20 protein-coding genes and 1 pseudogene are annotated in these 22935 nt (G+C 49.9%); 15 read left to right on the forward strand and 6 right to left on the reverse strand.

Annotated features, from left to right (window positions below; translation table 11 throughout):
• Positions 1-31 precede the first annotated feature (31 nt).
• The 10 genes from J4E05_RS01265 to J4E05_RS01310 all read left to right on the forward strand — a co-directional run bounded on the left by J4E05_RS01265 (position 32) and on the right by J4E05_RS01310 (position 12090).
• A complete protein-coding gene (locus tag J4E05_RS01265; RefSeq protein ID WP_085592253.1) occupies positions 32-1180 on the forward strand; it encodes a two-component system sensor histidine kinase NtrB in 1149 nt (382 codons plus the stop codon).
• On the forward strand, positions 1177-2625 hold the full coding sequence (gene ntrC / locus J4E05_RS01270; RefSeq protein ID WP_085592251.1) for a nitrogen regulation protein NR(I): 1449 nt from the start codon (positions 1177-1179) through the stop codon (positions 2623-2625). Before J4E05_RS01265 ends, ntrC begins: the two co-directional genes overlap by 4 nt.
• The gene (locus J4E05_RS01275) at positions 2622-4901 is read left to right on the forward strand and encodes a sensor histidine kinase NtrY-like (protein ID WP_349591813.1); all 2280 of its coding nucleotides are present in this window, start codon (positions 2622-2624) and stop codon (positions 4899-4901) included. Before ntrC ends, J4E05_RS01275 begins: the two co-directional genes overlap by 4 nt.
• A gap of 55 nt (positions 4902-4956) precedes the next feature.
• Positions 4957-6342, forward strand: coding sequence for a nitrogen assimilation response regulator NtrX (gene ntrX / locus J4E05_RS01280; RefSeq protein ID WP_085592247.1), 1386 nt, complete (start codon positions 4957-4959; stop codon positions 6340-6342).
• Positions 6343-6387: 45 nt separating this feature from the next.
• On the forward strand, positions 6388-7767 hold the full coding sequence (trkA, locus tag J4E05_RS01285) for a Trk system potassium transporter TrkA (RefSeq protein WP_085592245.1): 1380 nt from the start codon (positions 6388-6390) through the stop codon (positions 7765-7767).
• Positions 7768-7848: 81 nt separating this feature from the next.
• Entirely contained in the window at positions 7849-8727 is an 879-nt protein-coding gene (locus tag J4E05_RS01290; protein ID WP_349591816.1) for a D-amino-acid transaminase, read from the forward strand.
• Positions 8728-8826: 99 nt separating this feature from the next.
• Complete coding sequence (locus tag J4E05_RS01295) at positions 8827-9510, forward strand: HAD family hydrolase (RefSeq protein ID WP_085592242.1); 684 nt, start codon at positions 8827-8829, stop codon at positions 9508-9510.
• A 123-nt stretch (positions 9511-9633) separates the two neighbouring features.
• Positions 9634-9891, forward strand: coding sequence for an RNA chaperone Hfq (gene hfq, locus J4E05_RS01300; RefSeq protein WP_007089557.1), 258 nt, complete (start codon positions 9634-9636; stop codon positions 9889-9891).
• Between the two features lie 76 nt (positions 9892-9967).
• Entirely contained in the window at positions 9968-11230 is a 1263-nt protein-coding gene (gene hflX / locus J4E05_RS01305) for a GTPase HflX (RefSeq protein ID WP_349591819.1), read from the forward strand.
• A gap of 29 nt (positions 11231-11259) precedes the next feature.
• Positions 11260-12090, forward strand: a complete 831-nt coding sequence (locus tag J4E05_RS01310) for an inositol monophosphatase family protein (protein ID WP_349594618.1) — start codon at positions 11260-11262, stop codon at positions 12088-12090.
• A gap of 374 nt (positions 12091-12464) precedes the next feature.
• Here J4E05_RS01310 and mazG read toward each other — a convergent pair whose 3' ends face one another.
• The 5 genes from mazG to ectA all read right to left on the reverse strand — a co-directional run bounded on the left by mazG (position 12465) and on the right by ectA (position 17475).
• Entirely contained in the window at positions 12465-13289 is an 825-nt protein-coding gene (gene mazG, locus J4E05_RS01315; RefSeq protein WP_349591821.1) for a nucleoside triphosphate pyrophosphohydrolase, read from the reverse strand.
• A gap of 157 nt (positions 13290-13446) precedes the next feature.
• Positions 13447-14949: an aspartate kinase gene (locus J4E05_RS01320; RefSeq protein WP_349591823.1), complete on the reverse strand. Its 1503-nt coding sequence runs from the start codon at positions 14947-14949 to the stop codon at positions 13447-13449.
• Positions 14950-15037: 88 nt separating this feature from the next.
• Complete coding sequence (locus tag J4E05_RS01325; protein WP_085592234.1) at positions 15038-15439, reverse strand: ectoine synthase; 402 nt, start codon at positions 15437-15439, stop codon at positions 15038-15040.
• An 86-nt stretch (positions 15440-15525) separates the two neighbouring features.
• Entirely contained in the window at positions 15526-16812 is a 1287-nt protein-coding gene (ectB, locus tag J4E05_RS01330; RefSeq protein ID WP_085592232.1) for a diaminobutyrate--2-oxoglutarate transaminase, read from the reverse strand.
• A gap of 114 nt (positions 16813-16926) precedes the next feature.
• Complete coding sequence (gene ectA, locus J4E05_RS01335; RefSeq protein ID WP_085592230.1) at positions 16927-17475, reverse strand: diaminobutyrate acetyltransferase; 549 nt, start codon at positions 17473-17475, stop codon at positions 16927-16929.
• 313 nt (positions 17476-17788) lie between these two features.
• Here ectA and J4E05_RS01340 point away from each other — a divergent pair, with 313 nt between their 5' ends.
• The 5 genes and pseudogenes from J4E05_RS01340 (at position 17789) to J4E05_RS01355 (ending at position 21671) form a co-directional block, all read left to right on the forward strand.
• Positions 17789-18283, forward strand: a complete 495-nt coding sequence (locus J4E05_RS01340) for a MarR family winged helix-turn-helix transcriptional regulator (protein WP_085592228.1) — start codon at positions 17789-17791, stop codon at positions 18281-18283.
• A 325-nt stretch (positions 18284-18608) separates the two neighbouring features.
• Positions 18609-19262 (forward strand): hypothetical protein, encoded by a 654-nt coding sequence (locus tag J4E05_RS01345; RefSeq protein WP_349591826.1) that lies wholly within the window; start codon positions 18609-18611, stop codon positions 19260-19262.
• A gap of 364 nt (positions 19263-19626) precedes the next feature.
• Positions 19627-20685: a hypothetical protein gene (locus J4E05_RS01350; protein ID WP_349591827.1), complete on the forward strand. Its 1059-nt coding sequence runs from the start codon at positions 19627-19629 to the stop codon at positions 20683-20685.
• A pseudogene (locus J4E05_RS24050) lies at positions 20682-20927 on the forward strand (Rieske 2Fe-2S domain-containing protein); the annotation flags it as partial. The gene J4E05_RS01350 and the pseudogene J4E05_RS24050, both read left to right, overlap by 4 nt.
• Before the next feature lie 6 nt (positions 20928-20933).
• Positions 20934-21671 carry a hypothetical protein gene (locus J4E05_RS01355; protein WP_349591829.1) on the forward strand — a complete coding sequence of 246 codons (738 nt, stop codon included), beginning with the start codon at positions 20934-20936 and terminating at the stop codon, positions 21669-21671.
• On the opposite strand, the gene J4E05_RS01360 is transcribed toward J4E05_RS01355, so the two are convergent.
• Entirely contained in the window at positions 21668-22837 is a 1170-nt protein-coding gene (locus J4E05_RS01360) for an ATP-grasp domain-containing protein (RefSeq protein WP_349591831.1), read from the reverse strand. The genes J4E05_RS01355 and J4E05_RS01360 overlap by 4 nt on opposite strands.
• Between the last annotated feature and the right edge of the window lie 98 nt (positions 22838-22935).

A 22935-nucleotide genomic window follows, 5' to 3' on the forward strand; every position in this document is an offset into this window, starting at 1 on the left:
CTGAACGCAGATTACGATCGGGGGACGGAAAATGAGGCTTGGCTTTGGCAAGGGACACAATGTTGATCCCGCCGGCGTTTTAAACGCAATTGCCAGCGCAGTGGTGGTCGCCGACCGTGATGGCAAAATCCGGTTTGTGAACCAGGCAACCGAACAGCTTTTCAATACCAGTGCAGCTGTGTTGTGCCGCAGTAACCTGAAGGATTTTATCCCCGGGGACAGCCCGGTTTTTTCGTTAATTGCACAGGCTATTGATGAAGCAACTTTGGTTGCCGATCATGATTTATTGATAGAAAGCCCTAAGATCGGACGGCATGCGGTTAACCTGACCGTCGGGTCTATGCCCGAGGAAATAGGCTCTGCTGTTTTAACATTTGAGCCCCGTTCGATTGCGCAAAAGATTGATAATCAACTGCTTAGCCGAAACTCTGCACGTTCGGTCAGTGCAATGGCGGCGATTTTGGCTCATGAGATCAAGAATCCGTTGTCAGGTATCCGGGGTGCGGCACAATTGCTCGAGCAAACAGCAAATGAAGATGACCGGGTGTTAACCCGTTTGATTTGCGATGAAGCAGACCGCATTGTTAATCTGGTCGACCGGATGGAAATTTTTTCCGACAAGCCGTTGGAGCGCGGGGCTGTTAATATTCATACTGTGCTGGAGCATGTCCGTCGACTGGCGGAAAACGGCTTTGGACACAACCTTCATTTTGAAGAGATTTATGATCCATCCTTGCCGCCGGTTTATGGCAACCGCGACCAGTTGATTCAGGTGTTTCTCAACCTTGTCAAAAATGCTGCCGAAGCCGTTCAATCCGATGATGGCCAAATTACCATTTCCACCCGCTATCAGCATGGGGTTCGTCTGGCAGTTGCTGGCGGAGATACACGGGTACATTTGCCACTGGTTGTTTCGGTGCGCGATAATGGTTCGGGTATTCCACCAGACATGCGAGAAAGCCTGTTTGACCCGTTTGTAACCACCAAACCTACCGGGTCCGGGCTGGGGCTGGCACTGGTTGCTAAAATCATTAGCGACCATGGGGGCGTGATCGAGGTAAAAGAGGTTCCTACCGGGGGAGCTGAATTTCAAATCATGTTGCCGATCTATCATCGTACTTTGGCTGAAAATGTGCAGGCCACTCAGAAAGATAGCTGGATCAAGGAAGAAACATTATGAGCGCGCAACCAGCCCGTATTCTTGTCGCCGATGATGATCGTGCCATTCGTACCGTTCTTACCCAGGCGCTGTCGCGTCAGGGGCATGAAGTCCGCAGTACCGGCCACGGTAAAACCTTGTGGGACTGGATTGCCGATGGTGAAGGCGACCTTGTGATCACTGATGTGATGATGCCTGATGAAAATGGCCTCGACATGGTGCCGCGTATTCGCAAATTGCGCCCTGATCTGCGCGTAATTGTCATGAGCGCGCAAAATACCTTGTTAACTGCTGTTAAGGCTGCACAGCGTGGTGCATTTGAATATTTGCCAAAACCTTTCGATTTGAATGAGTTGATGGGGATTGTTGATCGGGCACTTGAAACGCCGGTTAATCAGGAAAATACGAAATCCCCCAATGACGAAGGCGATGATCGTTTGCCTTTGATTGGTCGTTCATCGGCGATGCAGGAAATTTACCGGTCGCTGGCACGATTGATGAATACCGATTTAACGGTAATGGTTACGGGTGAAAGCGGCACAGGCAAGGAACTGGTTGCGCGGGCCTTGCATGAATATGGATCGCGCCGTCATGGTCCATTTGTTGCCATTAACATGGCCGCTATTCCGCGCGAGTTGATCGAAAGCGAATTGTTCGGTCATGAAAAAGGTGCCTTTACCGGGGCTAATGAACGCAAGGTTGGCCGGTTTGAGCAAGCCGAAGGCGGAACGCTGTTTCTTGATGAAATTGGCGATATGCCGCTGGAGGCGCAAACCCGTTTGTTGCGTGTTTTGCAGGAAGGTGAATATACCCGGGTTGGGGGGCGTACGCCCATTCGCGTGAATGTGCGCATTGTCGCCGCCACCCACCGGGATTTGCGCAAGCTCATCCGGGAAGGCAGTTTCCGTGAAGATCTGTTTTATCGTTTGAATGTGGTGCCAATCCGCTTGCCCAGCCTGCGCGAACGTCTGGAAGATATTCCTGAACTGGTGAATCATTTTCTGGCGCAGGCAAGTGAACAGGGACTACCGCGTAAAAACCTGTCGTCCGATGCGATGGCCCGCTTAAAAGCGCATCGTTGGCCAGGTAATATTCGCGAGCTTGAAAATATGGTGCGCCGTCTGACGGCCCTGTATTCGCAGGACGTGATTGGTGTGGACGTAATTGAAACCGAATTTGCCGAAAACAGTGTTGCTGAAGCAGCCCCGATGGGAGAGCCACAATCCCTGGCTGAATCAATCGAGCGCCATGTACGAGAGTATTATGACGCCCATGACGATGATTTGCCGTCAAGCGGCCTGTATGACCGTATCTTGCGTGAAATGGAACGTCCGCTATTGACCGTAACGCTGGAAGCCACACGGGGTAATCAGGTGAAGGCAGCCGAAGTATTGGGGCTAAATCGTAATACGCTTCGTAAGAAAATTCGTGATCTTGGGCTTGAAGTCGTGCGGGGCGCCAAATGAGCGTTCCGGCGCGCCAACGCCGAAAGGCGTGGCAGCAATCGGCTTTTGTTAAGGCTTTAGGCCGTATTGGTCAGTCTCGCAAACTGGCCATTGGGCTGGTAATTTCAGCGTTGCTGTCGGCAATTGTCACTTATCTGGCAATGACGGGAACAGCGCCGTTGCGGCCTGATCCACGCACGATTATCATCTTACTTAATATCGATCTGGTTTTGTTGCTTGCACTTGCTACACTCGTGGCCCGCAAGCTTGTGCAAATCTGGGTGGAACGGCGCAAAGGCACCGCCGGGGCAAAGTTACATACCCGGCTGGTTTTAATGTTTAGCCTGGTGGCCGTTACCCCGGCCATTATTGTGGCTGTTTTTTCTGCGCTGTTTCTGCATTTCGGCATTCAGGGCTGGTTTAGCGACCGTATTCGAACAGCGGTTGAAGAAAGCATGGTCATTGCCCAGGCCTATTTGCAGGAACATCAGGAACTGATCCGGGCGGATGCGCTGGCAACCGCCAGCGATCTGCAACGTCTCGGGGTTTCGTTTGCGACGGATCCAGGTCGTTTGGCACGTATTCTTACCGCGCAAGCCGATGCACGCGGTCTGCCCGAGGCCCTGATTATCGATGGCAGTGGCCGCGTTATTGCCCAGTCAGATTACAGTTTTTCCTATGACCCTGAAGGCGCCCCTGTGCCGCAAGAAGTATTCGATCGCGCACGGGTTAACGATGTGGTTCTGATGTTGGGGGACACGGAAGATCGCATACGGGCCGTTGTCAGGCTGGATAATTTCATTGATGGTTTTTTGCTGGTAGGCCGGTTTGTGGACAGTAATGTCCTTGACCGGATCGAACAGGCACGGCGTGCTGTTAAGGCGTATGAAAACCTTGAAGGTGAACGGTCCGGCATTGTCATTACATTTGTAATGATCTTTGTGATTATAGCGGTTGTTTTGCTGCTTGCAGCAGTAATGCTCGGCTTGACAGTGGCAACACGAATTGTCGAGCCGATCTCTCAGCTTATTCATGGCGCTGAAAAAGTTCGTGATGGCGATTTATCATTTCGGGTGCCATTAGACGGGCAGGGCGATGAAATTGAAGCCCTAAGCCGTGCATTTAACCGCATGACAGCCCAGCTTGATACCCAGCGTGCCGAGCTGATTGCAGCAAACCGGTTAAATGACGAGCGCCGACGCTTTACCGAGGCCATTTTGGGTGGGGTGACGGCAGGTGTTGTCGGGTTGGATGCTGATTGTCGCATTAATTTACCCAATCGCAGCGCATCGGAATTGCTGGCACTGGACCTTGAGGAAAAGGTGGGACATGGAATTTGTGAAGTCATTCCCGAATTCACGGTTCTGTTTGACGAAGCCATCAAGGAAGGGGATCGATCCAAGCCGCGGCAGATTGAAATTCGTCGGGATGGCCTGAATTTGATGTTGCTGGCCAGGGTGACGGTTGAACGGGCTGGCGACAGGTCTATTTTTGGCTATGTGGTAACGTTTGACGATGTGACCGAGCTTCAAAATGCCCAACGCATGGCGGCATGGGCAGATGTTGCACGTCGTATCGCCCATGAAATTAAAAATCCACTTACGCCGATCCAGCTTTCAGCCGAACGATTGCGCCGTAAATACTTAAAGGAAATTCAAAGCGATACCGAGGTATTTAAAACCTGCATCGAAACGATTGTACGACAGGTTGGGGATATTGGCCGGATGGTCGATGAGTTTTCGTCCTTTGCGCGCATGCCCAGTCCGAAAATGCGCGAAGAAGATTTGGCGGAACTCACACGGGATGCCCTGTTTTTACAACAACAGGCCCATTCGTCGATCACTTATGATTTTGCAATTGACGAAAATATCAAAACCAGAATTCAATGTGATGCACGTCAGGTCAACCAGTGCCTTATCAATACCCTGAAAAACGCCGCCGAGGCTATTGCCGGTCGAAATGGCGATGACGGCGAGGTTCCTCCCGGGCACATTCGTGTTCTGATATCACGCCGTGAAGATGCTCACTCGCGGATTGATATTGTGATAGAGGATAACGGACGTGGCTTGCCAATCGAACATCGGGAACGGTTGACCGAGCCGTATGTGACGACCCGTAGCAAGGGAACCGGACTTGGCTTGGCGATTGTCAAGAAAATCATGGAAGACCATGGTGGAGAGCTTATACTCGCTGACGGCACCGGGGGTGGAGCAAGGATTACATTGTCCTTTCCGCAAAGCTCGGCAAAATTAACTGAAAATTCTTCGGGAAATGATAATGTACCGCCAACGGTATAGATCAGGTCGATCCCGCACAACAATGAATTAGAAACACCAAGGTTACTGTCGAAACATGGCGCACGATATATTGATCGTCGACGATGAAGAAGACATCCGGTCGCTCATTGCAGGCATTCTGGAAGACGAAGGTTATACGACACGTGCCGCTGGCTCCAGTCAGCAGGCATTGTCCGAGGTTGCTGCTCGGCGGCCGACCCTTGTTATTCTTGATATCTGGATGGAAGCCAGCGAGCATGATGGCATTGAAACCTTAAAGCTGATCCAGCGTGAACATCCCGAAGTCCCCGTTGTGATGATTTCGGGGCATGGTAATATTGAAACGGCCCTTGAAGCATCACGTAATGGCGCTTACGATTTTATTGAAAAGCCGTTTAATACCGAACGTTTGCTGCTTGTTGTTGAACGCGCTATCGAAGATGCGCGTTTGCGCCGCGAAAACCGCGAACTTACTTTACGGGCGGGTGGCGATGTGGAACTGGTGGGGAAAACACCGGTTATTTCCAATTTACGCCAGGCAATTGAACGGGTTGCCCGCACAGGTAGCCGCATTTTGATTGCCGGCCCGGCCGGTACAGGCAAAGAAGTGGTTGCCCGGCTGGTGCATCGCAGTTCGGCCCGTGCGAATGGACCTTTCGTGGTGCTTAATTGTGCTAATATTTCGCCCGAAACGATGGAAGAATCGCTGTTTGGGGCCGTTGGTAATGCCACTCGCGATGCACGCACAGGCATGATGGAAATCGCCCACGGCGGCACTTTGCTGCTTGATGAGGTGGCAGATATGCCCCTTGAAACTCAGGGTAAGATCGTTCGTGTTTTGCAGGATCAAACCTTTGTCCGGGTTGGGGGATCAACCCCGGTTAGTGTTGATGTGCGGGTAATTGCAACGACATCGCGCGATCTTGAAGAAAAAATCGAAGAACAAAAATTCCGCCAGGATTTGTATTACCGGCTTAATGTGGTGCCGCTGGATGTGCCACCCCTGATAGCGCGCCGCGATGATATCCCTGAACTGGCAGACTATTTTTTATCGCGCTATGCCGATGCAACCGGTCTTCCCCGGCGGAAGCTATCGCCCGAAGCCATAGCTGCGTTGCATGCTTATGACTGGCCGGGAAATGTGCGTCAGCTTAAAAACGTCATTGAACGACTGATGATCATGTCGCCTGGTGAAAACGGACAAATGATCAGCGGCAAGATGCTGCCCAGCGAACTTTTTTCCGATATGCCTGAGTCCCTGGCATTTGATAAAACCAGTGAGATTATGGCATTGCCGTTGCGTGAAGCACGGGAACTGTTTGAAAAGGAATATCTTCAAACTCAGGTCGACAGGTTTGGCGGGAATATTTCCAAAACTGCCAATTTTATCGGGATGGAGCGTTCCGCCCTGCACAGAAAGCTCAAAAGCCTTGGCATTTACGGTGATCGCGTTGGTGATTGATACGCGATTAATGCCAGCAGGCTTTTGATCAGGAGAAAGATCTAAATGAAAGTCATCATTTGTGGCGCGGGGCAGGTGGGCTTCCACATTGCCAAATATCTTGCTGCCGAACAAAACGATGTAACGGTTATCGACCAGTCCGAAGAACTGATCCGCAAGATTTCAGATACGCTTGAGGTTAAGGGTATTATCGGCTTTGGTTCGCACCCCGATGTGTTGCAACAGGCCGGCGCAGATGAAGCCGATATGCTGATTGCAGTGACATTTGCCGATGAAGTAAACATGACGGCCTGCCAGGTGGCGCATTCATTGTTTAATGTACCCACTAAAATTGCCCGAATTCGTAGCCAAACCTATCTGCAGCCTGAATGGGCCGGGTTATTCGGCCGTGAAAAATTACCGATTGATGTGGTAATTTCCCCGGAAATGGAAGTGGCACGTGCTGTCGCACGGCGCCTGCGGGCGCCGGGTGCGTTTGATATGATCCCGTTTGCGGATGACAAGGTTAAAATCCTTGGCTTGCGCTGCAATGAAGATTGCCCGGTTATCAATACCCCCTTGCGTCAGTTACATCAGCTATTCCCGGATTTGAATATTTCGATCATGGGTATGATCCGTAATGACAAACCGGTTTACCCCAAAGGCGAAGACCAGATGCTGGCGGGCGATCTGGTGTATTTGGCGGTATCAAGTGATCAGGTTGACAGGGCCATGTCTGCCTTTGGTCACGAAGACCCGGAAGCTCGCCGGATCGTGATTTTTGGCGGCGGTAATATTGCCTTGTTCCTGGCCGAGGAGATCAACAATAACTTCCCCGGTGTTACAACGCGCCTGATCGAATCAGATCCTGAACGTGCACGATTTGTCGCCCAGAAACTACCCAAGAAAAGTGTTGTTCTGTGCGGGGATGTTCTGGACCCGGAATTGCTGGAAGAAGCCAACGTTGCCAACGCCGAGGCCGTCGTCGCCCTGACCAATGATGATGAAACAAACATTTTGTCATCATTGCTGGCCAAACGGTACGGGTGCCCTCGTGCGCTGACACTGGTCAATAAAAGTACCTATACGTCCCTGGTTTCCGAACTGGGCGTCGATGTGGTGATCAGCCCGCGTATGACAACGGTTTCGACCATTTTGCAACATGTGCGCCGGGGGCGCATTCGCGCTGTTCACAGCCTGTCAGAAGGATTTGGTGAGGTGCTGGAGGCCGAGGCCCTTGAAACAGCCCCGATTGTGGGCAAGGCGATCAAGGATATTGCGATGCCGCCTGGTGTTGTGTTTGGTGCCATTTTACGTGACGACAAAGTGGTCATGCCGCGTGCCAATACAGTGATCGAAGCCAATGATCGTATCGTTGTGTTCTCTGGCTCCGAACAGATCAAGAAAGTTGAAAAGATGTTTGCCGTTCGGCTGGAATATTTCTAGGTCATTAATGAATGGCAAGCAGAGCAGGGCGGATGATCATTATTGGGTTGGTCCGCCGCGTTTTTAGATTTTAAAGGGTGAATGATGTCGCGTATTGCCTATGTCAACGGTCGCTATGTTCCACATTCCGAGGCGTCGGTCCATGTTGAAGACCGTGGCTTTCAGTTCGCCGACGGTGTGTACGAGGTGGTCGCAGTTTATAAGGGCCAACTGATCGACGAGCAGGGGCATCTGGACCGCCTGGAACGATCGCTTGATGAATTGCGCATTGCTATGCCCCTTGCCCGTCCGGCACTTGCCCAGATTTTGCGTCGTATGGTGCGGCTTAATCTGGTTCGCGAAGGGCTGGTTTATTTTCAGGTTACCCGTGGCGTTGCGCCCCGTGATTTTCCGTTTCCTTTTGCTGCGGCACCAACCCTTGTGATCACCGCGCGCAACAAGAAATTCCCGGGACGTGATGTTAAGGCTGTTACTGTTATAACAACGCCAGACCAACGCTGGGCCCGCCGCGATATTAAAACGGTTGCCTTGTTGCCAGCCACATTGGCGAAACAAAAGGCGAAGGAAGCGGGTGCCTTTGAAGCATGGCAGGTCGATGCGGACGGGTATGTAACCGAAGGTGCTTCATCCAATGCGTGGATTGTGACGAAAGATAACGTGATTGTTACCCGAGAGGCCGATCATAATATCCTGCGTGGTATTACCCGGATGGCAATTATTGAATTTGCCAAAGAAAACGGTTTTAAATTTGAAGAACGGGCGTTTAGTGTTGAAGAAGCGCAAAATGCGCGAGAAGCCTTTGTTTCAAGTGCCAGTACATTTGTGATGCCAGTTTGGAAAATTGACAATGTTGCGATTAGCAACGGGGAAATTGGCCCGGTTGGCAAAACCCTGCGCGATGCCTATTTCGATGCCATGGACCAACTGGCAAACGATGCACGTACCAGATCAACAGACTGACTTTCAATGATGATAGCAGCGCGGAAAAAGCATTTTCATGTGGCTGCCTTGTTTATGTAGTTGGTTATATTTTTATCCTAATGAACTGAAAATATTATTATGCCAGAAAATTCCTTGTCACGTCCCGATGCTGTTTTGTTCGATTGGGATAACACCCTTGTTGACAGTTGGGGGCCCATTCTTGTGGCATTGAACCTGACCTTTGACGATTACGGACTGGAACGCTGGACAATGGAAGAAGCGCATGTTCGCGTGGCCCGATCCTTGCGGGATAGTTTTCCGGCGTTGTTTGGCGATGATTGGGAAAAAGCCAAGGATCGTTTCTATGAGCATTTTCACAATATTCATCTGGAAAAACTTAGCCCTTTAAAGGGCGCGCATGACCTGTTACTGGCCTTAAAGGATGCCGGAATCTACACCGCGATTGTCAGCAATAAACACGGTGACTTTTTGCGTGCCGAAGTTGCCCATCTGGAATGGGGGCACTTTTTTAGCGAACAGGTTGGTGCGACAGATGCAATCAACGACAAACCCGCCCTGGACCCGGTTCATATGGCGTTAGGTAAAAATGCTGCAATGCAAGGTGGGACTCTGTGGTTTGTCGGCGATAGCGTGGTTGATATCCAGTGCGCACGCAATGCCGGGGCGGTTGCAATTATTGTTGGCGATGAAGTAACCGGTGGTGCTGATGCCGCAGAAACCGCAGCTTTTTGCCCTGATTGGCATTTCCCTGATTGCGAAGAGCTTGCAGGGGTTGTAAAACACTTAAGGAAAGCCTTATAGTTTCACCAGGTCACAAGAAGGTGGGACGCGAACCGTAAATTCCATTAAGGACTAACGGTTCGGTATTTTCCTTGACCGCCCAAAACCAAAAAAACGCTCATAAAAGAAGGCTAGGTCTAACCAATGGCGGAAAAATCACAAAATGTTCAGGACGTATTCCTGAATTATTGCCGTAAAAACAAAACGCCGGTTACCGTATTTCTGGTCAACGGAGTCAAATTGCAGGGTATTATTACCTGGTTTGACAATTTTTCTGTTTTGCTGCGGCGCGATGCCCACACACAGCTTGTTTACAAACACGCGATTTCGACGGTAATGCCGACGACGCCAATTAAACTGTTTGATCCAAGCCAGCCTGCAACGGACGAAGAAAATAGCTGACGAAACACTGACATCGGGGGTGGACGAAGAAGACGCACGCCCCCGCGTCTTGGTGATCCACCCGGATCCCAAACGTATGGATGCCGCTTCTGCCTGGCGTGATTCACAGTCGCGCCTTGACGAGGCCGTAAATTTAACCGGTGCGCTGGATTTCGAGGTCGCAGGGGCGGAAATCGTCTCTATTGCGAAACCTCGTCCGGCAACCCTTTTTGGCACGGGTACCGTCGATAAAATCGGCGAGTGGATTCGTGACGAAGAAGCAGACCTGATCATGGTCAATGGTCAGTTAACGCCAATCCAGCAACGTAACCTTGAACGTTCATGGAAAGCCAAGGTCATTGATCGCACTGGCTTGATCCTGGAAATTTTTGCCAACCGGGCGCAAACCCGTGAAGGTAGCTTGCAGGTTCAGCTGGCCTTGTTAAGTTATCAACGATCCCGTCTGGTTCGAACCTGGACCCACCTTGAACGCCAGCGTGGCGGTCGGGGCTTTTTGGCTGGTCCTGGTGAACGACAAATCGAAATTGACCGTCGTTTGATTGGCGACAAGCTGGCAAAACTGCGCCGTGAGCTTGAAGAGGTTAAACGGACCCGCGATTTGCACCGCAAGGCGCGTCGTCGGGTGCCTTACCCGATTGTGGCTTTGGTTGGTTACACCAACGCGGGGAAATCGACATTATTTAACCGTCTTACCCGGTCGGATGTTTTTGTTGAGGACATGTTGTTCGCAACCCTTGACCCGACCATGCGGGGGCTGGAACTGCCCAGTGGTCGCAAGGTGATTTTGTCTGATACTGTTGGTTTCGTGTCTGACTTGCCGCACGATCTGGTTGCGGCATTTCGGGCGACACTGGAAGAAGTTCTGGAAGCGGACCTGATTGTTCACGTCCGTGATGTGTCTTCGTCCGAAACCGATGCGCAAAAGCAGGACGTGTTAGAAGTTCTTAAGGAACTGGGGCTTCAGCAGGTGATTGATGGTGCCGAACTTGTCGAGGCCCTGAACAAGGCGGATCTTCTAACTGAGGAAGATGCGCTGGCCGTACACGAGCTTAGCAACCGTACCGAAAACACCATGGTTGTTTCTGCCCTGACAGGCAAAAATTGCCAGGATCTGTTGCAACTGATCGAAAACCGTCTCACGGCTGAAATGCCGGTGTTTCAGGTGCTGGTTCCTTATGCAAATGGCAAAGCACTGGCCGGGCTTTATCAACAGGGTGAAGTGTTGAACCGTATTGAAGGCGATGATGGTATCAGCATCGAAATCCGGCTTGACGAAACCCGTGTTGGAAAGTTTGACGACTGGTGCCAGAAAAACGGCTTGGACCTTTATTCCGTGTAACCCGATAACGACGCAGGATTTTTAAAGTGATGACACCGGATATAGACAAGATTACCGCTATCATCCGCGAAGTCGCCGCCGAAGAAATTGCTCCGCGTTTCGGGCAGCTTGATGCCGCTGATATCGATGTTAAAACACATGCGCTCGACCTTGTTACCATTGCAGATACCGAGGCCGAGCGCGTTTTAACCCAACGTTTGACGTCATTATTGCCAGGTAGTGTCGCGTTGGGGGAAGAGGCCGCCCATCATGATCCATCATTGCAGGACCGGGTGTTTGCCGGTAATGACCCAATCTGGATTATTGACCCGGTTGATGGGACCAAAAATTTTGCCCATCATCGGCAACCGTTTCGTTCCATGCTGGCGCTGTATCGGGGTGGAAAAACAGTTGCAGCATGGATTATAGACCCGATTAGTGGCGATGTTACTGTGGCCGAGCAGGGGAGTGGCACCTTTCATAACGGACACGCTGTTTCTGTGCGAAAAAACGTCACGCATGCGCAAAATGCACGGGGCTTTTTAATATCCTATGTCCGGGATCGGTTGATAAAATTACACGGACACCACGACTTTTTTGAAAAAATATCTCATTATTCGTGTTGTGGGGCCGAATATCAGGAAATTGCTCAGGGGCAATATGATTTTTGTGCTTATCGTACTTTGAAACCCTGGGATCATGCATCTGGAACATTACTGGTACGTGAGGCCGGGGGCGTTGCCCGGTATATTTCCGCGCAAAAGCCAGCTTCTGACTATCGGGCTGAAGGTGATGCGCCAGCCCTGATATGTGCTGCCACACCGGAGCTATGGGACGAAATAAATACGTTGTTATTACCGGTTTTTGGTAAAAAAACCTGATCCTTCACCGGTAAGAATCCCCGTAAGTATCTGAAAATTTGATATAATTCTGGGGATCTCCAACGCCCCGGGCGCAAGCGTGTTGTTACGGGGCAGATTTAAGCAGTGATAGAAATGGGAACGCAGGTATATCCCTGCTAATGTCCCGGATAAGGAAAAAATTGCCGGAGAGTGGGTATGTCAGATAGACGGCAGGGTTAAATTTGCCCTATGGCCGACAAGATGGCAACCAGCGGGGCCGGGTAACAGGAAGCCAGATGCCAATAAAAACAAGTGCTGTATCGGGAACCCGCCTGCAAATGTCCGGGCTTATTCATGTGAAAGCACTTGTTCCGGGTTGCTCACTTAAAGGCCAGATTCAATCGTTCTTTTGATTATTCGGTTGTTTTTCGGCGTTCGTGTTGTTTGGCGGCATCCCACAACATGTCCATTTCTTCAAGGCTTGACTGCGATGCGGTTTTACCGTTCCGGGCCAGTTCCTGTTCGATAAATTGAAAGCGACGGGTAAATTTCAAATTGGCTCGCCGCAAGGCAACTTCGGGATCGACATTGATTTTTCGCGCCAGGTTGGCCATCACGAATAGCATATCGCCCAATTCATCTTCCAATCGGTCATGATCGGGGGTGTCCGTTAGTTCGGCACGAAGCTCCCCAATTTCCTCGCTTAGTTTGTCAAAAACCTGTTCAATGTCAGGCCAGTCAAACCCGACACGGGCCGCACGTTTGGTTAGCTTTTCTGCCCGCATCAAGGCGGGAAGGGCAGATGCAACCCCGTCCAGGGCGCTGGTTTGTTCATTGCCTGTTGCTTTGCGTGCGCGTTCTGCTGCCTTAAGTTTTTCCCAGTTTTGGCTGACATGGTCCGGGGTTTTGGCGTTATCATCGCTAAAAACATGGGGATGCCGGGCAATCATTTTGTCGGTAATGCTACGGGCGACGTCATCAAAGGTAAAAATTTGTTCTTCGGCGGCCATTTGCGAATGGAAAACCACCTGTAACAATAAATCACCCAGCTCTTCGCGCAGTTCAAGCATGTTATTTGCCGTGATGGCATCGGCAACTTCGTATGCTTCCTCGATGGTGTAAGGGGCGATCGTTGCAAAATTTTGTTCAATGTCCCAGGGGCATCCTGTTTCAGGGTCTCGCAGTTTTTTCATAACCTGCAATAGCTGATCCATGGGGGATAGCGCGGCCAATGGCATTGGAAAACTCCATTTTGGGTTCGATCTCATCATACAGACGAGAAATCTGTTTTATGCTGGTAACGTGAAGCTGTGATGACTTCAAGTCGGACGCAACAAAGCCCGCAAATTAAATTTGCGGGCTTTGTGTTTTGTATGTTCTATCGTCAATAGATGATCAGGCCGCAGCCAGTTCACCAACATTATCTGACGAAGATTTCTTTTTGCTGTCGTCGGTATCGGTTGCTTTTTTACCTTCAACCAACCCGCGATGCAGAGACACGATTGCTTTGTTAAAATCGCTTTCTGTCACTACAAATTGCAGATCAACCCGACGGCTTGGCGAATGGCTTGCGACCAGTTCAACACCCGCATCATCGAGGATACTGACAGCGCGGGCAAACAGGCCAGGCTGATCAATATTGGCCCCAATTACGGAAACAATAGCAACCTTACGGGTTTTAACCGTTGCCTCAGGTTGTTTACCTTCAATTTCCTCAACACAGCGACGGATCTGCTTAAGCGGGGCTGAAACGTAATGCGTAATGGTATTGGCGTTCAGGTTTTTGGTAACGGTGGGAACCTTATAGCGTTTAAGAACACTAAGGACCTCTTCTTCCGCACCGGGAACACCAACCATGTCCTGGTTATAGACCTCGATCTCGAAGGCGGTGCTGATGCCAGTCACGATTTCAACCCGGCTTTCATCAGGGTGCCAGTCATCATCAATGACGGTGCCCGGATGTTCCGGCTCGAACGTATTGGCAATGCGCAGTGGAATACCGTTCTGGCGAAGCCCTTTGGCGGCACGCGGATGAATGGCTTCCATCCCCATGTTTGAAAGCTGATCAGCGACATCATAACTGGTCCGCCCGATGGGACGAACGGCGTCTTCACCAACAATGCGCGGATCAGCGCTGCTCAAGTGGAATTCCTTATGAATGATGGCTTCATGTGCCCCGGTCATGCAGGCAATCCGCGAAAAGGTCACTTCGCTATAACCACGGCCATAAATGCTCATCAGGCCTTCGCTGCACTGGGCATAACCCGTAACAATTGGCATCTGGGTTTTGACGTCAATGTTGGTGAACACACTTTCAATACGTTCATCCAACGTCGATGCTTCCGGCTCACGCCAGCCTGAAAGGTCGGCAAACACGGCATTTACACCCTTGCCGCGCAGCAACAACATGGTGTTGTGCGCGCTGTGGGCTTCACCAATGGCGCTAAGCATTTCACGCACGGTCAGCAGGTGCTTTTCCAGTTTGAAATGGCCAAAGCTGCATAAACGGTGCAGGTCCATCAGGCAGCTACGTGTGCCTTCAACGCGTTCCTGGACAAAGGAATTGGCCAGTTTCAGTTCAGACTGATCCTGGAAAATTTCTTCATTCAGGGCGCACATTTTATCGGCGACCTTGTTAAGGGCATCACCCCAGGCCCAGTCGGTTTCCGAACCGGCATAAAGCTGATAGACGCCTGCTTCACCTGTTTTTTTGTTCTCAAGCAGCAAGTCGGTAAAGCCGCCATAGGCTGAAACAACAAAAATACGATTATAAAGCGCGCTTTCGTCGCGATCACCAACCAGAATGTTGTCCATCACAGCCTGAACCTGTGTCATGGACGTTCCACCGATCTTGTGAACGCTGTGTCCGGCATCCGCTTTTTTACGGGCTGAAACCATGGTGCCTCCTTTGGGGGCCGTTTCCTTGGAAGTTTCTCGGATAAGGGGGGCAGGGCGATGCGTTACACCGCCCGAACCCGATATATCGTTAGCTGGCAAGGGCATCAGCATCTAACGGATAGACACCGTTTTCATCGTGCGTTTCACGCCCGTTAAGCGGCGGATTAAACGCGCAGGCCACAACCATGTCTTCACTGCCACCGCGCAGATAGTGGCGATCATGCTTGTTCAGGATGTAAACCGTACCTGGAACGATTTTGTATTTTTTGCCATCGTCAATGGTTTCAACTTCGCCATTGCCCGAAATGCAGTAAACCGTTTCAAAATGGTTCGCATAGCAAATTTCGGTTTCGGTGCCTGCATAAATGGTGGTGATATGGAACGAAAACCCCATACCATCATCCGCCAGCGACAACCGGGTGCTTTCCCAGTTGTCTGCAACGACGCGACGACCGGTTTCTTCACATTCTTTCAGGGTGCGAACAATCATTTGTAACTCTTTGATTTGTTGTATTTTATGGTTCGAAATTTATGGCAACAACGGTGACGTCGCTGCCATAAAAAATCAATTTCAGGTTATTCCGCTGCAGCCTTAGCCGTCACGACGTTTTTTCCCATGACCTTTGCTGTCGACATTTCAAGAACATCCAGACCATGCGCCAAGTCTTCCATTGAAATTGTCAGCGGAACCAGACATTTAACCACTTCATCTTCTGGGCCGCTGGTTTCAATGATCAGGTTATGGGTAAAGCATTCCGATGTAACCTTGCCGGCAATTTCGCCGCTTTCAAAACAAATACCCTGCATCAGTCCGCGACCTTTGCGATAGATGCTGCCATTGTCGCCGTAACGTGTGGCGATTTCTTCCAGGCGTTTGCCAAGGAATTCGGCCTTTTCTTTCACGTCGCTAGCAAATTTGTCATCAGACCAGAAATGCTCCAATGCCGCAGCTGCCGTTACAAAGGCATGGTTGTTACCGCGGAACGTGCCATTATGTTCGCCCGGATGCCAGACGTCGTATTCCGGTTTGATCAGTACAACGGCAAAGGGCAGACCATAACCCGACAACGATTTGGACATCGTGATCATATCAGGCTTAATGCCAGCGGGTTCGAAACTGAAGAATGTGCCGGTACGCCCGCAACCCGCCTGAATGTCGTCAACAATCAGCAAAATGTCGTGTTTACGGCATAGGGCTTCAATTTTTTTCAACCAGTCAAAATCAGCAGCATTCAGGCCACCTTCGCCCTGTACCGTTTCAACAATGATGGCGGCAGGCAAAGCGATACCACTGGAATTATCACAAAGAACACGGTCCAGATAATCGGTTGTATCAACATCATCGCCCATATATCCGTCAAACGGAACTGCTACGGCGTTATCAAGCGGTACACCAGCAGCACCACGGTGATGTTCATTACCCGTTACCGCAAGCGAACCCAGCGTTACACCATGGAAACCATTAGTGAATGAAATGACGTTTTCACGACCTTTAACGCGGCGTGCCAGCTTAAGGGCTGCTTCAACCGCATTGGTGCCGGTCGGACCGGTAAACTGGACTTTGTATTCCATGTTACGGGGCTTGAAAATTTTGCTTTCCATCGCGCTCAGGAATTCTTCCTTGGCAGATGTATGCATATCCAAACCGTGGGTAATGCCGTTTGCCTTGATATAGTCGATCAGGCGCTCCTGCAAAACCGGGTTGTTATGGCCATAATTAAGGCTGCCGGCACCGGCGAGAAAATCCAGATAACGATTGCCATCCGTATCGGTCAGCCATGAACCTTCAGCTTTTTTGAAGGTTACGGGGAAGGAGCGGGCATAGCTCTGAACTTCCGATTCAAGGCGATCAAATACAGTCATAATTCTCTCTTTCATTTGGGGAGAAAATAAATTTTTCTTCTGTCATATCAAACGCCGAAGACCCGGGTTTGTTCCCGGAATTTCGGCGTTTTGACAGTTTTTGAAGGTGAAAAATCAGGCGGCAACGCGTGCGACATCTACGCGTTCAAACGGTCCAATCTGCCACAGAATTTCACTGGCAGCGGCGCCATCAAAATGTGTTTCACGTTCAAACAAAACCTTGCGGTTCACATCTGTTTCAAGTTCGCGTGCCACCGAGCGAAAGACACCCTGTGACGGGGCATTCGATGTGGTGATGGTGGTGTGCAGTTCGCTTACGTCGTGGCACACACGGCGATCAAGGATATCCAGGATCATGCGCTTGCCCAGCTTCAGGCCGCGCGCCTTGGGAGAAACCGCCACCTGCCAGATAAACAGGCGTTCAGGTGTTTCCGGAACAAGATAACCGGACACAAAACCGACCACTTCGCCGTCAAGCTCGGCCAGTGCACAGGTAGGTGCAAAGTGCGAGCATTGCAGCAGGTTGCAGTAAACAGAGTTCTCATCAAGCGGCTTGCAAGAAGCAATCAATTCGTTCACCGCAGCCCCATCGGTGGACTTCGGCTTGCGAATAACCAGGTTGGTCTTGCGGGTCGATTTGCCGTCGCTTGTGGCAACTTTCATCGTTCTATCTGCCTAATTGTTTCGTCAATCGATTTAGCTTAACGATCAGAAACATAGATTATCGATATATTTTAATCAAGATAGAAGGTGGCGAGTTTTGCGGTTATTCTGATAAGCTGCTGAAATTAAATGAATAATTTATTTGCTAAATATATCGGAACAAATTCATTTCCAAAGTTTTTCGATGTCACATAACCATAGCATTCGATATAATATTATGTGGGAAATCAATGGAAATGCTGAAAAGTCGTTGTCTGACAGGGCTTTGGCAGGTTATAAGAAGTACTTGTTGATTGCCGCTCGGAACCCGCAAATGGACAGACTTCACGACGCCCTGATTTCAATTAGACGGATATTGCGCGCCAGCGATATACATGCCAAGCGTCTTAGCAAGCTGGCGGGCCTGAAAACATCACAATTATTGGTCCTGCAGTCGCTGGAAGATTCCGGCGAAATGACAGTCGGTGAAATTGCGGCCAAGGTTAACCTTGCCCAGGCATCAACGACCGCGCTGGTCGATAAATTACAATTAATGGGGCTGGTGCAGCGGGCGCGGGGACATTCGGACAAACGCAAGGTTTATGTTCGTCTTACGGAAGCTGCCCGCGGGGTTCTGGCACGTGCGCCAATGGCGCTGCATGATCGTTTTTCAGAAAGGTTCAATAATCTGGAGGACTGGGAGCAAAGCTTTCTGGTGGCGGCCCTTCAGCGCGTATCAACCATGATGGATGCGGGCGATATTGATGTTGCGCCATTGCTGGATCATGAAGTTATTGTTGAAAAAAGCAACGATACGTCCCGAAACTGAGGTCGGCGGGGTAAAAATTCCGCAATTAATCAAAATTGTCGTCCGTCCGTTAAGATGCGATCCGAACCAAAAACTCAACATGTGGCCATGGTGATACACCTCTAATTCAAGTAGCCTTTTTGAGGGACGACGGGGCGTTATCCTTGCGTGAAAAGATTTTATGCGCGGTCCCGGGGGTGGCGCGGGTTGATTTTCAGGTGAAATACGCCAGGAGCAGTAGTCCGTTTAAAACGGGAACTCTTTAAAATTCAGGACGTTGAACATCCGTGTTTGCGGGGTTGCATTAAGCCAAGCCCGTTATTTCATGAATGTTTGGCGGGTAGAAATGCTGGATTGGATCGAAAATTACCATACCGTTTTACAGATTACCGTCAGCTTTGCGACGCTGGGTATCTGGATATTTTATGCCCAGATCCTGATGGCTCAATATCGCCGCACGCGGCGTCCCAAATTGCTGATTAATCAAACACGGGGGCGCTCGTTGCGGTCCCGGTTTCTGGTTAGCAATATGAGCCAGGAAAGCGTTCATATCGACGTCATTCTCGTGGGCTTGCATACAGATGGTGACGATGAGAACGCCGAGCGTGAACATTGGTACCTTGTCAGTGATTGGGAACCGATGCAGGACGACCAGCGCGCAGACACCAATGAATATGGAACTTTTCAAGGACCATTATCGGCGGGAACGTCGCTAGATATCGGGGATATCAAAGGGTTGATTACGCAGCGGAATGCTGAACATCAAGGCCAAAACATCGATGCAACAACAGATCTTCTTGATCAGGAAGGTATAAGATGCAAATCATTCGAGGTTATGGTGGTTGGTGTGTATAGTTCTGAAAAAGGTGTCATCGGAGCCAGCCGAACATTTGATATCGACAAAAACGGGCGTGTTCATCCACACGATGCCGAAACCGGACAATGCCGGACCAGAAAGGAAAGAACCCGAATGGAAGAATTGCACCGGCGCTATTTGTGATCCGGGTTTAGGCTGAGAAGGATGAAAAATAGTTGGTAACTATATGATGTTGTGTGAAAATTACGAGAAACTGTTAACTTTATGTAAGCCGGATTTGACCAATATTTGTCATAATATATATTATAGATCTTATTGATCTTTGTTAAAGATGGTGCAGCTGGAGCGTTTCTGAATTTACTTCTTGTGGCGAATTCGTTGCCGATGAACCCATTTCTCGCGATATGGTATAGAGATTGAGCAAATTGAATGATGTGCCGACAATCGAGACTTCTCGAACACGTATGGTTCGACCGGTTCTGTGATGTTGGCAACACCGGAATTTCAACAATCAAATAACACAAAAGCCGTTGAGCAGTTTGTAGGCTTGTTCAATGCTGTTCCGATTGGCGAACTAATTGCCAATCTGGAAACAGACATAACAAAGATCACGGTTAATGGAGTTGATTTCCCGGTTTCGATCAACCGCCCGACCAAGGATGCAAATTGCTATATTTGCTGCCCCCGCACAGCTTATATTGATTATGCTATTGATGAGACGCGAAATTTTGTGCAATCGCCGATCCTGTTTCGTCTTGTCAAAATTCTTATTCACTGTTGCCGTCCGTTGCTATTGGCGACAGGGTTGGATCGGCAAGCCCAGATCAATAATTGGCTGTTATCGACCAATCCGGTTCCTTTTATCGATGTGATGTCGGCGCGTAATATTGCTAAACAGGTTTCCACGACACATCCGGGCCACGCTATTGTCGTTCGTTCGTTAAACAAGCAGACAGATTTCGAGACCATCAAAAATCTGCGTGAGGCCGGTTTTCGTTTGCTCCCTGCCCGCCGGATATACCTCTTTGATGGCCGTCAGCCGCCCCCAAAACTGCCACAAAACGTGCGTTATGATCGGGCTCTAAGACGCCAAACCCGGTATTTGTTTGCACCTGACGACAGCTTCACCGAGGCTGACTATCACCGCGCGGCCGACCTTTATAAAATGTTGTATCTTGATAAATACACCCCCCTAAACCCGGATTATTCGCCCTGTTATATCCGTGAAATGCATCAGCGTGGCCTGTTTAAGCTGGCCGGATACCGTGATGATGCCGGCCAGCTTGTTGCTGTGGCAGGTTTCTTTTCCAATGTCCAAACCCTGACCCAGCCGATTGTTGGATATGATACAAGCTTGCCGCGTAAGGATGGGCTTTATCGCCTTGTTATGGCTGTTGGGCAGTCACTGGCTTTGGATAACAAACAGTTTTTCAACATGAGTGCCGGTGCAGGGAGCTTTAAGCGTCTCAGAGGGGCAAAACCGATAATTGAATATACTGCGGTTTATGAAAAACATCTTCCGCGAAAACAGCGCTGTGCCATTCGAATAATGGAATGGATATTATCACGCATTGGAATTCCTTTGCTGGAAAGGTTTGATTTGTGAACGTCCTTTCTGAAGCCTGGCATGCCGTCGCACGACTGTCGGATATTGGGCATAAGCCCAAGCGCATAATGTTTTTTGGGAAACCGGTTGTCTTGTTTCGTAGCGGCGCAAATATCGCCGCATTATATGATCGCTGCCCGCACCGCTTGGTAGAGCTTTCCGGGGGAAAGGTCTGTAACGGAGAAATCGAGTGCCCGTATCATGGCTGGAGATTTAACGCATCGGGATACTGCACAGCCATTCCTGGAATGATAGAGAAAACCCCTGCCCTTCGTATTCCAACTTTGCAAACCTTTGAGAAGGAAGGCGTGCTTTTTCTGTCGAAAGGCAGGCCCGAGCACTTGCCCTATTTGCATTGCATGGAGGGCCGGAAGACAAGGATCAAACTTGTTCGCAGCCAAACCCGCACATCTCTGCTCGACGCTGCAGAAAACATTCTGGATGCAACACATACCCATTTTACGCACAAGGGCTTATTGCGCGGATTAAGCCCCAAGCGCCAGCGTGTACGCGTCACCATCACCGGTGGCGATGGCTGGGTTGAGGCATGCTATACCGGCGAAGAACGCCAGCATGGCCTGATCAGCCGGCTGCTTGAAGGCCCACGTCTTAAAACAATCGGGCGTTTTCGATATCCGGGGGTGGCCGAATTGGAATATTGGAGCGTCAAGGGACTGGTTCTGGCAACCACGTTTCATTTACGCCAGTCAACAAATGAACATGTCGAGGGTATTGGGTGCCTGATTGGCCCGTGCGGCGGGATCCTTGACTATCTGAAATCATTTGCGTTCGGGCCAATGTTTTCAATCGCTTTGCAGCAAGATCGCAAAGTTCTAAAATCATCCAGCAAAAATGCGGCGTTTTTCCCCAATGTCAAACCTGTCATCGGTCCGCTTGATTTTTTGCGACGTGATATAGAAGCAATTATGGCCGGTAAATTGCCCGATGCCGCCAATACGCCATCCACCTGCTTTATTGACCTTTAGTCTGGACCATTCCATTCGATATCATATGTGCTGGCCTGTTGCAGGCTGCTGCGGTGACGTATGGATCGCGTGATCATTTCTAAAAAAGAACGCCATTGCCCGCGTTTGGGGCCATTATCTGATGGCCATTCCAGAATATGTTCTGCCCGGTTAAGGTCCTTTAGAAATGAAATCATTTTCCCGGCGCGTAATGCTTTGGGTAAGCCATAATACCACATTGCCAAGGGCAATGTTTGCGGCACCTTATGGCGTTTGATCAAACCATCATCGGATCGTAGCGTTATGGCATCAACAAATGGTGTTGGCCGTTGAAAAAAGTGTAATCCGCTGGTTGCTCTGGGGTTACATTCCAGTGGAAGAACTTCGCCATTTTGCATTTCGATAAAATCAAAAGATACCTGCCCGTTCCAGTTTGTCCCGGTGATGAAGTGATCAATGAATTTGTGTATTGCACCGTTCGTTGCCGGTTCAAAATAGATACCAGCCCCCTGCCCGGCACGGTAACGGCATTGATACACTGAAAGGGCAACCAGCCTGCCATTTCTGGCAACAGCATAGGCACTTAATTCTTGTCCGCGAACGAATGTCTGCGCGATCCAGGGCATTCGTGATGTCGGGTTAATCTGGGCAAGCTGCGCCGCGCTTGGGCAGATTAATATCTGTTTGGCAAAACGGGACCAAACCGGTTTGAAAACCAGATTATTTGCCTGATCGCTATATGATTTCAAATCATTAACGTTCTCGATCAAACGGGTATCGGGTGTTTCCAGTTTTAGCGCGCGACATAATTCAATGAATTTGAATTTGTTATGAACAGTACTTAGCAGGGAAAATTCAGGTGCAAAAAGAGGATGCGTAAACCGCCGTTGCATCCACAGATTGGCCAGATAAAAAACTTCTTCACAGCTTGGTACAACCAGCGCCGGGTTTTCAGCCGTGAGGATATCATCGATTGCATCCCCATATTGCGATGGTTCAAAGCGTGGAGAAGGGATCGAAAAATAACGTGAACAACATGCACTTGCCGCCGAGATCGGATGTCGGACGCTATCGGCCATCACAACGCGCCAGCCTGCGCCATGAAATAGCCGTGCCAAGTGAAGCGCAACCGGGGCACGCGCACCCGTAATCAGAACAGTGGATGGAGTGGAATGTGAGGCGTTCAAGCGTCGAAAATTCCGTTTTCAATCATTTAATGTGAAAAGTGCCGTTGGATTTTTACAGCTTGAAGTTCTGTATTTTACATGAAGATGTTCAACTTAAG

Source organism: Thalassospira sp. NFXS8, from assembly GCF_040148805.1.
In the GTDB taxonomy this organism is placed as follows: Bacteria; Pseudomonadota; Alphaproteobacteria; order Rhodospirillales; family Thalassospiraceae; genus Thalassospira.

What these genes read in the sequence shown, in the direction of transcription:
- J4E05_RS01265 (WP_085592253.1), top strand. Translation starts at nt 32, where the DNA reads ATGAGGCTTGGCTTTGGCAAGGGACACAATGTTGATCCCGCCGGCGTT.
- ntrC (WP_085592251.1), top strand. Translation starts at nt 1,177, where the DNA reads ATGAGCGCGCAACCAGCCCGTATTCTTGTCGCCGATGATGATCGTGCC.
- J4E05_RS01275 (WP_349591813.1), top strand. Translation starts at nt 2,622, where the DNA reads ATGAGCGTTCCGGCGCGCCAACGCCGAAAGGCGTGGCAGCAATCGGCT.
- ntrX (WP_085592247.1), top strand. Translation starts at nt 4,957, where the DNA reads ATGGCGCACGATATATTGATCGTCGACGATGAAGAAGACATCCGGTCG.
- trkA (WP_085592245.1), top strand. Translation starts at nt 6,388, where the DNA reads ATGAAAGTCATCATTTGTGGCGCGGGGCAGGTGGGCTTCCACATTGCC.
- J4E05_RS01290 (WP_349591816.1), top strand. Translation starts at nt 7,849, where the DNA reads ATGATGTCGCGTATTGCCTATGTCAACGGTCGCTATGTTCCACATTCC.
- J4E05_RS01295 (WP_085592242.1), top strand. Translation starts at nt 8,827, where the DNA reads ATGCCAGAAAATTCCTTGTCACGTCCCGATGCTGTTTTGTTCGATTGG.
- hfq (WP_007089557.1), top strand. Translation starts at nt 9,634, where the DNA reads ATGGCGGAAAAATCACAAAATGTTCAGGACGTATTCCTGAATTATTGC.
- hflX (WP_349591819.1), top strand. Translation starts at nt 9,968, where the DNA reads ATGGATGCCGCTTCTGCCTGGCGTGATTCACAGTCGCGCCTTGACGAG.
- J4E05_RS01310 (WP_349594618.1), top strand. Translation starts at nt 11,260, where the DNA reads ATGACACCGGATATAGACAAGATTACCGCTATCATCCGCGAAGTCGCC.
- mazG (WP_349591821.1), bottom strand. Translation starts at nt 13,289, where the DNA reads ATGCCATTGGCCGCGCTATCCCCCATGGATCAGCTATTGCAGGTTATG.
- J4E05_RS01320 (WP_349591823.1), bottom strand. Translation starts at nt 14,949, where the DNA reads ATGGTTTCAGCCCGTAAAAAAGCGGATGCCGGACACAGCGTTCACAAG.
- J4E05_RS01325 (WP_085592234.1), bottom strand. Translation starts at nt 15,439, where the DNA reads ATGATTGTTCGCACCCTGAAAGAATGTGAAGAAACCGGTCGTCGCGTC.
- ectB (WP_085592232.1), bottom strand. Translation starts at nt 16,812, where the DNA reads ATGACTGTATTTGATCGCCTTGAATCGGAAGTTCAGAGCTATGCCCGC.
- ectA (WP_085592230.1), bottom strand. Translation starts at nt 17,475, where the DNA reads ATGAAAGTTGCCACAAGCGACGGCAAATCGACCCGCAAGACCAACCTG.
- J4E05_RS01340 (WP_085592228.1), top strand. Translation starts at nt 17,789, where the DNA reads ATGGACAGACTTCACGACGCCCTGATTTCAATTAGACGGATATTGCGC.
- J4E05_RS01345 (WP_349591826.1), top strand. Translation starts at nt 18,609, where the DNA reads ATGCTGGATTGGATCGAAAATTACCATACCGTTTTACAGATTACCGTC.
- J4E05_RS01355 (WP_349591829.1), top strand. Translation starts at nt 20,934, where the DNA reads ATGATAGAGAAAACCCCTGCCCTTCGTATTCCAACTTTGCAAACCTTT.